This window comes from Gulosibacter sediminis, from assembly GCF_030011715.1.
In the GTDB taxonomy this organism is placed as follows: Bacteria; Actinomycetota; Actinomycetes; order Actinomycetales; family Microbacteriaceae; genus Gulosibacter; species Gulosibacter sediminis.
Window position 1 is genome coordinate 14,019 of sequence record NZ_JASCYH010000011.1, and the last position, 14,148, is coordinate 28,166.

Annotated in this window: 11 protein-coding genes; 1 reads left to right on the plus strand and 10 read right to left on the minus strand. The window is 66.1% G+C overall.

Annotated features, from left to right (window positions below):
* Positions 1–67 precede the first annotated feature (67 nt).
* From dapC to QM019_RS05430, 5 genes are all read right to left on the minus strand, one after another.
* Positions 68–1,189, minus strand: coding sequence for a succinyldiaminopimelate transaminase (dapC, locus tag QM019_RS05410; protein WP_282852177.1), 1,122 nt, complete (start codon positions 1,187–1,189; stop codon positions 68–70).
* A gap of 2 nt (positions 1,190–1,191) precedes the next feature.
* Positions 1,192–1,515, minus strand: a complete 324-nt coding sequence (fdxA, locus tag QM019_RS05415) for a ferredoxin (RefSeq protein ID WP_125106182.1) — start codon at positions 1,513–1,515, stop codon at positions 1,192–1,194.
* A 44-nt stretch (positions 1,516–1,559) separates the two neighbouring features.
* The gene (locus QM019_RS05420) at positions 1,560–1,973 is read right to left on the minus strand and encodes a hypothetical protein (RefSeq protein WP_282852178.1); all 414 of its coding nucleotides are present in this window, start codon (positions 1,971–1,973) and stop codon (positions 1,560–1,562) included.
* A 4-nt stretch (positions 1,974–1,977) separates the two neighbouring features.
* Positions 1,978–3,894, minus strand: coding sequence for a translational GTPase TypA (gene typA, locus QM019_RS05425; RefSeq protein ID WP_282828112.1), 1,917 nt, complete (start codon positions 3,892–3,894; stop codon positions 1,978–1,980).
* A gap of 74 nt (positions 3,895–3,968) precedes the next feature.
* The gene (locus QM019_RS05430; protein WP_282852179.1) at positions 3,969–4,760 is read right to left on the minus strand and encodes a CPBP family intramembrane glutamic endopeptidase; all 792 of its coding nucleotides are present in this window, start codon (positions 4,758–4,760) and stop codon (positions 3,969–3,971) included.
* Positions 4,761–4,922: 162 nt separating this feature from the next.
* Here QM019_RS05430 and QM019_RS05435 point away from each other — a divergent pair, with 162 nt between their 5' ends.
* A complete protein-coding gene (locus QM019_RS05435; RefSeq protein WP_282852180.1) occupies positions 4,923–5,849 on the plus strand; it encodes a hypothetical protein in 927 nt (308 codons plus the stop codon).
* Positions 5,850–5,958: 109 nt separating this feature from the next.
* On the opposite strand, the gene QM019_RS05440 is transcribed toward QM019_RS05435, so the two are convergent.
* From QM019_RS05440 to malQ, 5 genes are all read right to left on the minus strand, one after another.
* Entirely contained in the window at positions 5,959–7,683 is a 1,725-nt protein-coding gene (locus QM019_RS05440) for an ABC transporter family substrate-binding protein (RefSeq protein ID WP_282852181.1), read from the minus strand.
* Positions 7,684–7,692: 9 nt separating this feature from the next.
* On the minus strand, positions 7,693–9,789 hold the full coding sequence (locus tag QM019_RS05445; RefSeq protein WP_282852182.1) for an ABC transporter ATP-binding protein: 2,097 nt from the start codon (positions 9,787–9,789) through the stop codon (positions 7,693–7,695).
* 2 nt (positions 9,790–9,791) lie between these two features.
* Positions 9,792–10,787, minus strand: coding sequence for an ABC transporter permease (locus QM019_RS05450; protein WP_282852183.1), 996 nt, complete (start codon positions 10,785–10,787; stop codon positions 9,792–9,794).
* Between the two features lie 5 nt (positions 10,788–10,792).
* Positions 10,793–11,761, minus strand: a complete 969-nt coding sequence (locus QM019_RS05455) for an ABC transporter permease (protein ID WP_282852184.1) — start codon at positions 11,759–11,761, stop codon at positions 10,793–10,795.
* 181 nt (positions 11,762–11,942) lie between these two features.
* Positions 11,943–14,135: a 4-alpha-glucanotransferase gene (gene malQ, locus QM019_RS05460; protein WP_282852185.1), complete on the minus strand. Its 2,193-nt coding sequence runs from the start codon at positions 14,133–14,135 to the stop codon at positions 11,943–11,945.
* Positions 14,136–14,148 lie beyond the last annotated feature (13 nt).

Sequence of the window (14,148 nt, forward strand, 5' to 3'; positions counted from 1 at the left end):
TAGCCTACTCGCCCGGACACCGTGTTCACGGGTTGCACAACAAGTGCCCGGAAGTGATTGACGTTCACTACAACGATGAGTGGGCAAGGCGCCGAACGGCCTCGGCGATGGCCTCGTCTGACGCCGTCAGCGTGAGGCGCACGTGCTGGCGTCCGGCGTCGCCGTAGAACTCGCCTGGGCCGATCACGATGCCGAGCTGCGCGAACCACTCGACAGTACGCCAGCAATCCTCGCCGCGGGTCGCCCAGAGGTAGAGACCGGCCTCGGAATCGTCGATGCGCAGGCCCGCCGCCTCCACCGCCGGCCGCAGTGCCTCGCGACGGTGCCGATAACGCAGGGACTGCTCGCGCGCATCCGCCTCGTCGCCGAGCGCGGCCACAAGTGCGTGCTGCACCGGTGTCGGCACCATGAGCCCGGCGTGCTTGCGACCGACGAGCAGCCGTGCAAGCATCGCCGCGTCGCCGGCGACGTAGGCGGCGCGGTAGCCGGCAAGGTTGGATCGCTTCGAGAGCGACGAGCAGGCGAGCACGCCTGTGCGATCGACGCCGACGACCGCGGGATCGAGAATCGACGGGATGCGGCGCTCGGCCCAGGCATCCCAGCCGAGCTCGGCGTAGCACTCGTCGTTGATGATGACGGCGCCGAGTTCCCGGGCGCGTGCCACGGCCTCGCGCAGCTGACCAGCATCGAGCACTCGGCCGTTCGGGTTGCCCGGCGAGTTGAGCCAGACGAGCTTCGTGTTGTCGGGCCAGTGGGCGGGATCGTCTGCGCGCACGAGTTGTGCACCGGCAAAGACCGCGCCCATCTCGTAGGTGGGATACGCGACCTCCGGCTGCACCACAGCATCCTGCTCGCCGAGGCCCAGGAAGAACGCGGCTGTCGCGACGAACTCCTTCGAGCCCACCGTGAGCAGCACCTCGTCACGGGTGAGCCCGGGCACGCCTCGATCGCGCGCGAACCACTCGGCGACGGCATCCCGTGCCGCAGCACTGCCCGCGCTCGTCGGGTAGCCGTGCGCATCCGTCGCCTCGGCGAGGGCGTCGCGGATGCGCTGAGGCGTCGGGTCGACGGGTGAGCCGACCGTGAGGTCAACGACGTCAACGCCTGCTGCTGCGGCGCGCTCAGCCGCGGTGGCGCGGTACGGCGCGAGTCGATCCCAGGGGTACTCGGGCAGCGCGCCGAGGCCCACGCTTAGGCCTCAGCCTGCGGCGGAAGGGCCTCGATCAGGGGCACGTCAAACGACTGCGGGCCGAGCTTCGCGGCGCCACCGGGCGAACCCAGTTCGTTGAAGAAGTCGACGTTCGCCTGGTAGTAGTCCGACCATTCTTCGGGAAGGTCGTCTTCGTAGTAGATAGCTTCGACGGGGCAGACCGGCTCGCACGCACCACAGTCGACGCATTCGTCGGGGTGGATGTACAGCGAGCGTTCTCCCTCGTAGATGCAGTCGACAGGACACTCATCCACGCAGGCGCGGTCCTTCACATCGACACAGGGCAGCGCGATCACGTACGTCACGACCGAATCTCCTTGAGTGTGGTTCGAATTGGGCTGTTCCCAGCCTATCCCTTGCGGGCGGCGGCCTCGCGCTTGGCGCCCCGCACATCCGGCCAAATCACCGGTGAGAACGCGGCGATCGCCGAGCCGAACGTCCAGATTTCGCCGACGCCGAATCCGGATGCACTGGCCGGCACGAGCACTGAGTGCTCGGCTCCGGACATGCTCAAGATGAAGACCGCGCCGACGACGCCAATTGCGTAGGCGAGCACCCACGCGCGTTCTTCGAGATACATGCGCAGGCCGACGGCGACGAGGAGCACTCCAAGCAACGCGACCCCGATGCCGAGCCAGAGGTCAACCCCCCACAGCTCGAGCCGTGCCCGGTGGCCGACGGTGCCAATGGCACCGGCGACCACACCGAACACGAGGTACGCGGCGAAGGAGAGCACGCGCTCGCCGACCTGCTTCAGGCGCATCCGCCTATGCCTCACCGCGCTTCGCGCGCGCGGTTGCCCGGGCACGCGTGTTCGCGTCGAGGTTGATTTTGCGGATGCGCACCTTCTCGGGAGTCACCTCGACACACTCGTCCTCGCGCGCGAACTCGAGCGACTCTTCGAGCGTGAGTTGACGCGACGGAGTGAGTCGCTCGAGCTCGTCCGACGTCGAGGAGCGCATGTTCGTGAGCTTCTTTTCCTTCGTGATATTGACGTCCATGTCGTCGGCGCGCGAGTTTTCGCCGACCACCATGCCCTCGTAGACCTCGTCGGTGGGCTCAACGAAGAACGACATGCGCTCCTGCAGGCCCATCATGGCGAACGGGGTCACGACGCCCGCGCGGTCGGCAACGATCGAGCCGTTCGTGCGGGTCGTGATCGTGCCGGCCCAGGGCTCGTACTCGCCGGCGATCGAGTTGACGATGCCGGTGCCGCGAGTGATGGTCATGAACTCGCTGCGGAAACCGATGAGGCCGCGGGCCGGCACGGTGAACTCCATACGGATCCAGCCCGAGCCGTGGTTCTCCATCGAGTCCATGCGACCCTTGCGGGCGGCCATGAGCTGCGTGATCGCGCCGAGGTGCTCCTCGGGCACGTCGATGGTCGCGTGCTCGAAGGGCTCGTAGGTCTTGCCGTCGATCTGGCGGGTAACCACCTGCGGCTTACCCGCGGTGAGCTCGAAGCCCTCGCGACGCATGTTCTCGATGAGGATCGCGAGCTGGAGCTCGCCTCGACCCTGCACCTCCCACGCATCCGGGCGGCCGATGTCCTCGACGCGAATCGACACGTTACCGATGAGCTCGCGGTCGAGGCGGTCCTTCAGCATGCGGGCCGTGAGCTTGTGGCCCTTCACCTTGCCGACGAGCGGCGAGTTGTTGGTGCCGATGGTCATCGAGATCGCCGGCTCGTCGATCGAGATCTGCGGCAGCGGGCGAACGTCGTTCGCGTCGGCGATCGTGTCACCGATGGTGATGTCTTCGATACCCGCGATGGCGACGATGTCGCCGGGCGCAGCCGATTCCGCGGGCACGCGGTCGAGGCCCTTTGTCTCGAGCAACTCGGTGACGCGCACCGTGCGGGTCTCGTCACCGTGCACCCAAGCGACGGTCTCGCCCTTCTTCAGCGTGCCGTTGTGGATGCGCAGGAGCGCGAGGCGGCCGAGGAACGGCGACGAGTCGAGGTTCGTCACGTGCGCCTGGAGCGGTGCCTCGGGGTCGAACGTCGGGGCCGGGATGTTCTTGAGGATTGCCTCGAACAGCGGCTCGAGGTCGTCGTTGTCTGGCAGTTCGCCATTGGCGGGCTGGTTGTACGACGCGGCGCCGGCACGGCCCGAGGCGTAGAGCACCGGCAACTCGAGCAGCGAGTCGATGTCGAGGTCGGGCACGTCGTCGGCGAGGTCGCTCGCGAGGCCGAGCAGGAGGTCCTGCGACTCCCCCACGACCGCGTCGATGCGCGCATCCGGGCGGTCGGTCTTGTTCACGAGGAGGATGACGGGCAGCAGGGCCTCGAGTGCCTTGCGGAGCACGAAGCGGGTCTGCGGTAGCGGGCCCTCGGACGCGTCGACGAGGAGGACGACACCATCCACCATCGACAGCGCGCGCTCGACCTCGCCACCGAAGTCGGCGTGGCCGGGGGTGTCAACAACGTTGATGGTCACGGGACCGTCGACGGCGTTCTTGCCGTCGTAGCGGATCGCCGTGTTCTTCGCGAGGATCGTGATGCCCTTCTCGCGCTCGAGGTCGTTCGAGTCCATCACCCGTTCTTCGCCCTCGTGGGCGGAGTGTGCACCGAAGGTTCCGGTCTGCTTCAGCATGGCGTCAACCAGCGTGGTCTTGCCGTGGTCAACGTGTGCCACGATGGCGACGTTTCGGAGATCCTGTCGGCGGGCGGGAGATGCGGTCATACGCGGAGAACTTTCGTTGTGCCTGAATCGGACACTTCAGTCTACGCGGTCGTAGTGGATTCGCCGGGTCGGGCTCAGAAAATCTGTGGAAATAGCGCGAGCGCGAACGGATAGCCAAGAAATGAGACGGCGTCGAGGATGAAGTGCGCCACGACGAGGGGCAGCACTCGGCTGCGCTTCGGCTCGCCCGCGTCGCGCTTGCGATTGAGCAGCCAGAGGAAGACGGTGGCGAACAGTAGCCCCATCGCAACATTGCCGAGTGCCATTGGGATGCCCTGGTAGAGGTGATAGCTGCCGCGCAGCAGTGCGCTTGCCAGGACGATCGCGGTGGGGCGCCAGCCGAGGGCGCGCAGCCGCAGCGCGAGATACGCCACCACGACGACCTCCTCGATGAGCGCCGCGCGCACCGCGGAGAGCACGAGGGCGATGGTGGAGTCCCATTGGAAAGTCGGGTCACCCGCGATGACCTGAAGCGTGTAGCCCGCAAGCCGGGACCCCGCGTAGAGCGCGAGACCCGGGATGCCGACGCTCGCGGCGAGGAGCGCGCCGCGACCGATGTCGCCCCAACCCCGCCAGTTCAGTCCGAGTCGGTGGAACCCCGTTTCGTGGCGCTGCCAGAGCAGCCAGACGACGAGCGCGACGGGCGCGACGCCGGCGAAGAAGCGCACCACCCGGTTGAGTGTGTCGAGGATCGCGGTGTCGGACACCTGCGGGTTCAACGTGGTTTGCGCATCCGCCACCGGTGTGGTCGATAACGCGAGTTCGACGAGGTCGAGCACGGCATAGAGCGCCGACGGCAACAACGACAGCGACAGCACGATCGCGATTTCCCACCGCAGGCGCCGCCGCGCCACCACAACATCCACCCCGCCACCCTAGCCCCGCCCCCCCCTGCTCCCCTCCCTGAATGGTTGAGTGGTCGATTTTTGTAGTTTCCAGCCTGTGGAAACTACAAAAACCGACCACTCAACGGATGGAGGTGTGGATAACGGGGGCCGGCGCCGGATGCGGTGGCTAACGTGCGCCGCATGAAACGAAGGATTGTGGTGCCGGCCGGCTTGTCGCCCGCCGGGTTTTCGGTGGTCGATGCACTCGCGCAGGGCATGTCGTGGGGGCAGCTCCGCGGCCAGTACTGGCAGCGGCCGTTTCGTGGCACGCGGTCGATTGGGGCGACGTCGACCCTGCTGCAAAAATGCCATGCGTATGCGCCACGAATGGGCCCGTTCGAGGCGTTCAGCGGCCTCACCGCCGCCGCGATTTGGGGGCTGCCGATGCCGTCCCGCTGGGTCGCCGCCAAGCACATCCCCGAAATTGTCGTCCCGAAGTCGCACGGCCGCGACCGCACCGCGGGGCTGAAGCCCCGGCGCATCTTGGATGCGCGGTTCGAGCGAGTCGAGCACCTCGGCTTGCCCGTGGTGCCGCCGCTGTTGGCGCTGCTGACCTCCTGCCGCGACCTCACGGCGCTCGAGGCCACGGCGATGGCCGATGCGATGCTCACTGGCTCGACCAACTACCCAGGCATTACCGCGCTCGAGCTGCCGATGGCAACCGAGGACGAGGTGCGGGACGCGCTGCGCCAGATGAAGCGCACCCCAGGCATCACCGTGTTGCGGGAGGTGCTCGAACGGATGCGCCCGCGCGTCGAATCGCCGAAGGAGACCGAGCTGCGGTGCCGGCTCGTCGATGCCGGCATCCCAGAGTTCGAGGTGCAGCCCGAGTTCGTGACACGGACCGGTCGCGTGCTGCGCCCGGACCTCGGTCACCCGCCGTCACGCACCTACCTTGACTACGACGGAGCCGAGCATTTCGGCGACGAGCAGAAGCAGCGCGACGATCTCACCCGCTCGCGCCTCATCACGGCCGCCGGCGCCCGCCACATCCGCCTCACGAAAGAGGATCTCGAGCCGGGCCCCTTCAGCACGCTCGTCGCCGAACTCCGCCGCCGCATCCCCTAACACGCAGTTGAGTGGTCGCTTTTTGTAGTTCTAACGGCGTCAGAACTACAAAAAACGACCACTCAACTGTTTGTGAAACGCGAACCGGGTGGGTTAGCGGTGGCGAGGATTAGCTCAGGTTGTCAGCGCCCTCGACGAAGCCGACCATCGTCCAGTCGGGGATCGACGCGAAGCCCGGAGCGCCGAGGTTCGCGAGGTCCGGGTCAGCGACGAAGAAGTCGTAGGCCTGGAACAGCGGCAGGTTGCCGGCGACCTCCCACAACTGCTGGTCCGCCTCGTTCAGCAGCGTGATCTGCTGGTCGGGGTCGGTCGTCGCGTTGAGTTCGTCGAGCGTCGAGTCGAGCTCGTCGTTGCCCACGCCCGAGAAGTTCTGCTCGCCGTCGGACTTCCAGATCGACACCGACGAGGTGACGAACGGGTTACCCGCCCAGCCAAACAGCGTGACGTCGTAGTCGCCAGGAATCACGTACTTCGAGAACAGGTCGGTCGGCGGCACCTGCTCGATCTTGAGCTCGATGCCAGCCTCCTTCAGGTTCTCGGTCGCGATCGGCGCAACGGTGCCGTTGGTCTGCGAACCGGCGTTGTAGACGTAGCGAACGGTGAGGGTCTCGCCGTCCTTCGCGTAGTAGCCGTCGTCGCCCATCTCCCAGCCAGAGGCCTCGATGAGCTCCTTCGCCTTCTCGACGTCGGCGGTGCCGTAGTCGCCCGCGTTGTTCTCGTAGCCGTTCTGGTTCTGCACGAGCATGTGGTTGCCGAGCAGGTCGTCAGCCATGCCGTCCGGGTACGGCATCGTGCCGTTGAGCGCCTGGAAGATGCTCTTGCGGTCGATGGCGTAGTTGAAGGCCTGACGCAGGTTCTGGTCGGCGAGGATGTTGCCCTCGCTGCCGTTGAGCGTGAAGTGGGTCCAGTCGGGGCCGGCGGCCGAGCGAAGCTCGTAGTCGCCCGACTCAACCTGCGGCGAAACAACGGTGTACACGGCCTGCGTGCCGGCGTCGACCATGTCGAGCTGACCATCCTGGAACGCCGTGGCGCTCGCCTGCGGGTCCTCATAGGTCGTGAACGAGATGCGGTCGAGGCGCGCCTTGCGGTCGCCGTTCCAGTTCTCGTCGGGCACCAGCGTGACGACCTTGTTCGCACCGTCGGCCTTGTCGATCTTGTAGGGACCGGCGGTCACGAGGGGCTTTTCAACCCAGCCGCTGTTGAACATGTCTGGCGACTCGACGAGCGCGTCGGGCATGGCCGAAACGAGGCCCTGCCAGTCAGCGTAGATCTCGCCCTCCTTGAGGGTGATGACCGCGGTGTACTCGTTGTCGCCCTGCTCGACCGAGTCGATGAGCTCCCAGCCCTCGCGCGACGCAACGTCGAAGTCGGGGTTCACCATCGCGTCAGCACTGTTCTTCACCGAAGTCCAGTCGAGCGGCGTGCCGTCCGACCAAGTGATGCCCTCCTTGAGCTTCACCGTGATGGTCATCGGGCTCTCGCTCGTGAGCTCGAGGCTCTCGGTGTAGAGGTCGTTCGCGACGATCTGACCATCGGCCGTGTAGGTGTACAGGTTGGGGTACACCGCATTCATGATCGCGACGGTGTTCTTCTCGTTACCGTCGTTCGAGGCCGTGTTGAAGTTCGCCGGGTAGGCGTTGTTCCCCAGACGCAGCGTGCCGCCTTCGCCAAGCTCGTCGTAGTCCTTGGGGTTGATCTCGTTCGCAGTGATGTCGAGGTGTTCCGTGCCACCGTCGCTCGTGCTGTTCGGGTCCTCGTCCGCTCGTGCACAACCGCTCAGCACAAGGCTGAACGCCGCAAGAGCAGCAAGGCCACCGATCATCCGCTTCTTCATGGTGCCTCCTTAAGAGAGCGCAGTCGGTATTTCCGTGGGGATTGGTTCGTACTCTGCGGTCAACTCGGGGTAGTAGCACGCGACGGCATGGTCGCGCTCCCCCCGAGCTTCGAGCGGAGGCATCTCGCTATCGCATTTCGCGCGCTGCTCGTCGCCGAGCAGGTGTTGATATACGTAGCAACGGCTGACGAACCGGCAGCCGGTTGGGGTGTCCGCCGGCGACGGGAGGTCGCCGGTGAGCACGATTCGTTCCCGTTCCCGCTCAACCTTGGGGTCGGGGATGGGGATGGCTGAGAGGAGGGCGCGGGTGTACGGATGCGACACCTGGCCCCCGAAGACTTCCTCGGTCGTGCCGAGCTCGACGATCGTGCCGAGGTACATCACGGCGATCCGGTCGGCGATGTGCTGCACCACCGAGAGGTCGTGCGACACGAAGAAGTAACTGAGCCCAAGACGATTCTTGAGGTCATCGAGCAGATTAATGACGCCGGCCTGAATCGACACGTCGAGGGCCGAAACCGGCTCGTCGAGCACGAGCAATCGCGGGTCGCACGCGAGGGCGCGCGCGATGCCGACGCGCTGGCGCTGGCCGCCCGAGAACTCGCTCGGGTAACGCGAGGCCTGCTCAGGGAGGAGGCCGACCGTCTTGAGCAGCCAGTCGACCCGCTCATCCATCTGCTCGCGCGTGAAGTTGTGCACTTCCATCGGCTCGCGCAGGATGTCGCCGATCGGCATGCGCGGGTCGAGCGACGCCATCGGGTCTTGGAACACCATGGCCATCTGTGCGCGCAGGTCGAGCTTCTCACGGCGCGACAACGTGCCGACGTCGCGGCCGTCGATGCGAATCGAGCCCGCCTGCGGCTTGTCGAGCTTCATGATTTCCATGATCGTGGTGGTCTTGCCCGAGCCCGACTCCCCCACGAGCGCGAGCGTCTCGCCCTCGCGCAGGTCGAGGGTCACACCGTCGACGGCGCGCACCTCGCCCACGCGGCGCTTCACGAGCGCGCCCTTCGTGAGCGGGTAGACGCGCTCCAGCTGGTCGAGTTCGAGCACCACGTCGCGCTCCTCGCGCGGCGTGTGGATGTGCGTCTCGGCAAGCTCGGGCAGCGGGAAGATCTCCTCGCCCGCGCGCAGCTCGCTGCTGTGATGGCACGCCGCGAAATTGCCCTCGACGTTCGTCGGTTCGAGGTCGGGTTCGACGGTGCGGCACAGCTCGGTCGCGATCGGGCAGCGCGCAGCGAACGGGCAGCCCTGCGGCAGCCGGATGAGCGAGGGCGGCGTGCCCTCGATCGGCGTCAGCGGCGACTTCTCGGTCGCGTCGATGCGCGGCACCGAGGCGAGCAAACCCTTCGTGTAGGGCATGCGCGGGTCGGCGTAGATTGAGTCGACGTCGCCGAACTCGACGGCCTTGCCCGCATACATGACCATGACGCGGTCGGCGAAACCGCTCACGACGCCAAGGTCGTGCGTGATGAGCACGGTCGCTGCGCCCGTCACTTCCTGCGCCGTCTCGAGCAGGTCCATCACCTGCGCCTGAATCGTCACGTCGAGCGCCGTCGTCGGCTCGTCGGCGATGATCAGATCGGGGTCGTTCGCGATCGCCATCGCGATCATCGCGCGCTGGCGCATTCCGCCCGAGAACTCGTGTGGGTACGACTTCGCGCGCAGCGCGGCGTTGGGGATGCCGACGGCGTCGAGCAGCTCAACCGCGCGCTTCTCGGCGTCGGCCTTCGACGAACCCTTGTGAATCATGATGGTCTCGGCGATCTGCTCGCCGATGCGGTACACGGGCGTCAGCGCCGAGAGCGGGTCCTGGAACACCATCGACACGGTCTTGCCGCGCAGCTTCGACAGCTGCGCATCCGTCTTCGTCAGGAGCTCCTCGCCCTGAAGCTTGATCGAACCGGAGATGCGTGCCGAGTCGGGCAGTAGCCCCATGACGGCGAGCGACGACACCGACTTACCAGAGCCTGACTCGCCCACGATCGCAAGCGATTCGCCGGGATACACCGAGTAGCTCAGCTTGCGCACCGCCTGCACGACGCCCGCCTCGCTCGGGAACGAGACCGAGAGGTCAGAAACTTCGAGAATGGGTTGCGTTGTCATGTCTAGTGGCCCCGTCCGCTCGTCGGGTCAAGGGCGTCGCGCAGCGCCTCGCCGACCATATTGATCGAGATGACGAGCAGCGCGAGGATGGTCGCGGCCGGCACCCACGTGTGGGGGAAGGCGATGTTGTAGCCCTGCAGCACCGAGCCGAGCGAGAAGTTCGGGTACAGGATGCCAAAGCCCAGGAACGACAGGCCGGTCTCGGCGAGGATCGCGCCACCGACGCCGAGCGTGGTGTCGATGATCATCCACGACGAGATGTTCGGGATGATGTGGCGCATGATGATCTTGCGGTGCGGCACACCCATGAACCGCGCCGCCTGCACGTACTCCATGTTCACGACACCCTGCGTCAGCGCACGAAGCACACGCGCCGTGAGCATCCACGAGAAGATCGCGAGCAGCGGCACCATGAGAATCCAGTGCGCGCCCTGCAGGATCGGGCTGAGCAGCAGCATCATGAGCAGGGCCGGCACGACGAGCAGGAAGTTGATGAGGTTGACGACAACCCAGTCAATCGCGCCGCCGAAGTAGCCGGCGAGCGTGCCGAAGAAGGTCGCGAGCACGGTCACGACGATGGCCGTGCCGAAGCCCACGACGAGCGAGATGCGCAGGCCGGCCATGATCTGGGCGAAGAGATCCTGCCCCTGGGCGTTCGTGCCGAACCAGTGGTACTGGCTCGGGCCCTTGAGCTGGTTCGCGTAGTCGTACTCGATCGGCGTGTACTGGTACACCATCGGCAGGAAGATCGCGCAGAGCACGAGCAGGCCGAGCACGCCAGCGCCGATCCAGAACGACGGCATGCGGCGCATGCGGCGCCAGACGAGGGTCGCGCGGCCGACCGCGGCGCGGCGGGTCAGCGGCTCGGAAACGCCGCCAACGGAAGTGTCGGACTGACCGAGGTTGATGACATCGGTCTCAGAGTCGGTGGCGGTGACGTCAGGAACGGCGACGCCGACTCCCGAGGGTCCGTTGCTGGAGCGATTACGACGGGCCATGGGTATCACCGGATCCTCGGGTCGAGCACGGCTTGGATGAAGTCAGCGAGCGTGGCGGCGATGAGCGTGAGGATCGCCGTATAGAGCACAACGGCGGCGGTGCCGTTGACGTCGGCGATCTGCATCTGCACGAGCGCCCAGTTGCCGATGCCTTGCCAGTTGAAGAGGCGCTCGACGAAGAATGAACCAGAGAAGGCCCCCGCAAACGCGTAGGCGAAGTACTGCCCCATCGGAATCAGCGCCATGCGGAAGCCGTGCTTGCGCATGGCCTGCCCCTTGGTGAGACCCTTCGCGCGGGCGGTGCGGAGGTAGTCGGCGCCGAGCACGTCGAGCGTCGTCACCTTCATGTAGCGCGAATAGCTCGCGACCCCCATGAGGGCGAGCGCGATGGTCGGCAGAACGAGCGCGAGGATCTGGAAGGAAATGTCGTCCCAGCTGCCCGGCACGGCGTTCGGGTCAATCGCGTTCACCGAGGGGAAGCCAAAGCCGGTCGCGCCCCGCATCGCCATGTTCGCGCCCTGCAGGACGAGGATGATCACGGGCGTCGGCAGCGCGAGTACGACGAAGCTGATGAACGACACGGTGCGGTCGCTCAGCTTGCCGCGTTTGACGGCCGTCCAGGCGCCGAGCACGATGCCGCCGATGACACCGATGAGCGTGCCGAGCACGACGAGTCGAAGCGAGATGCCAACGCGGCTGATGACCTGGGGGAAGACGGGGAGCGCCTTCTTGTCAGTGCCGGTCGTGACGCCGAACTTGTCCTCCCACGGCGCGGTGAAGAGGTTGCCGAGCCAGTTGAGGTAGCGCTGCCAGACCGAAACATCGGGGTTGATGTTTCGTGCGTCAAAGTACGCCTGCTGAACGTCGAGTGGAATCGGTCGGCCGCCGGCCGTGTTCGGTGGGTACATCACCTCTTGCGGATGCAGGAGGGAGGACGCGAGGAGATAGGCAAGCGACGTGGCCAGAAAGGCCAAAATCGCATAGTTAAGGAATCTCCTGAGCAAAAATTTGGAAAGCGCCATTGCGTAACTACACCGGTTGAGACTGAGGTGGGAGACGCCGTCGTGCAGCGACCCCCGAACAGCTATTGAGAAAACTCACACCGATTAGGCAGTGAACTCTCAACAAACGTTCGGCGCAGGTTACGTTAGTCCATCACTCGCCGCGCTGGGCAGATTGCGCGACACTTGTTGCGATATTGCTACCAAGAATCTCGTCAAGCAACAGTACGGTTCCGTGGGCATCTGCCAAAGGCAGCGTCCAATTCGGGTATTCGCGGAAGGTTCCGGGCTGATTAATCGGTCGGCGATCCCCCGCCATGTCCGCGAGCGACACGCCGAACAGCTTCGCGCTGGATGCGGCCATGCGCTTGTGCAGGCCGAGCACGAGATCCTCGGTGCTCGCGTTTTCCCCGACGAGGCCGTCGTCGACAAGCTGCTGCCGGTACGCGTCGACAAGCTCCTGCTCAGCAGCGCGCTCCTCCTCGACCGAGCGGGTCAGCAGACCGAGCTGGTTGCGAATGTCGACGTGACGAAGCTCGAGGAAGCCCGCGGTTGGCGGCAGGTCGTGCGTCGTCACCGAAGCGAGACACTCGCGTCGATAGTGCTCTGGCCGCTTCGGGGTGCCGTCGTCTTCGAACTCGAACCACATGATCTGTGTGCCGTAGACCTGACGTTCGGCCATGACCTCGCGCGTGAGTTCACTCACGACACCGAGGTCTTCACCTATCACGAGCGCGCCAGCGCGCTCGGCCTCAAGCAGCAGCGCCCCGATCATCGCTTCGTGGTTGTAGCTGACGTACGTGCCTTCACTCGCGTCGCGCCCCTCAGGCACCCACCAGAGTCGGAACAGGCCAAGGATGTGGTCGATGCGCAGCGCGCCCGCCCCGGCGAATGCCGCGCGCAGCACGTCACGCAGTGGCTCGTAGCCGAGCCGCTCGAGCGCATCCGGACGCAGCGGCGGCTGCGACCAGTTCTGGCCGAGCTGGTTGTACTGGTCAGGCGGCGCGCCGACCGACACACCCCGAGCGAGCGAGTCGACGAGCGACCATGCGTCGGCACCCGAGGGATGCACGCCAACCGCGAGGTCATGCATGACGCCGATGCGCATCCCAGCATCGCGCAGCCGCTGCTGCGTGGCCGCACCCTGGTCGCGCAGCACGAACTGTACCCAGCAGTAGAACTCGACTCGCTCGGCGTGCTCCTGCCGGAAAATATCGACGGCCTCACCGCGCGGCGAGCGGTACTCTTCGGGCCAGTCACGCCAATTGCCACCGAGTTGCTCGCAGAGCACCGTCCAGGTGGCGAAGTCGATGAGCCCCTGCCCCTCGAGTTCGCAGAACGCGCCGAAGTCGTGCCAGCGCCCCTCGTCACCGTGTCGCGCCGCGTCGTAGCACAGACCGAGCGCCTCGCGCTTGGCGAGCCAGGTGCCGTCGCGGTCGATGACGTCGCGATGGTGGTTCTGTCGGCAGAACATCGCGAGCTCGGCGAGTCGCTGGCCGGCCTCCTGGCTGACGGGCTCGGAGGCGACGAGGTCGTCAATGCTGATGAGGCTCGGGTCGAGGAACCGTCGCGTCGTCGGCAGGTAGGGCGAGGGCTCGAGGGGCGTGACCGGCGACGGCGCGTGGAACGGGTTGACGAGCACGAAATCACCGTCATGCTCGGCGCTCCACTCGCCGAGTGTGCGCAGGTCACCGAGGTCACCGAGCCCCCACGAGCGCGAGCTGCGCGCCTGGTAGAGCTGGGCCATGAGCCCCCACACTGGCTCGGGCACGTCGAAGTTGCTCGCGTCGGGTGCGCTGATGAGTGTGCCGCGCGCCTCGATGATCGGCTCGCTTGCGCCGCGCTGACGGCGTGCGCTCACATCGAGCACGGCGCGCGCCTCGGGCGAAATCTCGGCGCCGTCGAGGGTCGCGACGACCTCGTGCCAGCCGGCGGGGATGCGCGCGGGCAGGGCAAACTTTGCCTCGCCCACGGCGAGACCGTTGACCTCGTGCGGGGCAACGAAGTGATCGAGCTGCTCGAGCTCGACGCGGCCACCCTCTTCGAGTTCGACGGCGAGCTGCACGCTCGCGCCATCAGGCACGTGGACGAGTACCTCGGTCGACTCGCCGACGCGCGTCACGACGGTCGGTGGCACCACGTGCCGCCAGCGGCGATTCGCCAGCTCGGCCAGGGCGGTGCGCGCCAAGTCGTCGGACGAGGCGTCAACGTCGAGTGCCCCGAGCACCGAGATCAGCGTTTCGTCTGATACCTCTCGATGTTCACCGAGCCAGTCGGTGAACTCGGTCGCAATGCCGAAGTGGCCGGCAAGTTCTTGAAGTACATCGTGGGAAACCGCAGCAGTCACAAACCTGAGTGTA

Excerpts from the sequence above, each read along its gene's own strand:
- QM019_RS05420 (WP_282852178.1), bottom strand. The coding sequence starts at position 1,973 with ATGCGCCTGAAGCAGGTCGGCGAGCGCGTGCTCTCCTTCGCCGCGTAC.
- typA (WP_282828112.1), bottom strand. The coding sequence starts at position 3,894 with ATGACCGCATCTCCCGCCCGCCGACAGGATCTCCGAAACGTCGCCATC.
- QM019_RS05435 (WP_282852180.1), top strand. The coding sequence starts at position 4,923 with ATGAAACGAAGGATTGTGGTGCCGGCCGGCTTGTCGCCCGCCGGGTTT.
- QM019_RS05440 (WP_282852181.1), bottom strand. The coding sequence starts at position 7,683 with ATGAAGAAGCGGATGATCGGTGGCCTTGCTGCTCTTGCGGCGTTCAGC.
- QM019_RS05445 (WP_282852182.1), bottom strand. The coding sequence starts at position 9,789 with ATGACAACGCAACCCATTCTCGAAGTTTCTGACCTCTCGGTCTCGTTC.
- QM019_RS05450 (WP_282852183.1), bottom strand. The coding sequence starts at position 10,787 with ATGGCCCGTCGTAATCGCTCCAGCAACGGACCCTCGGGAGTCGGCGTC.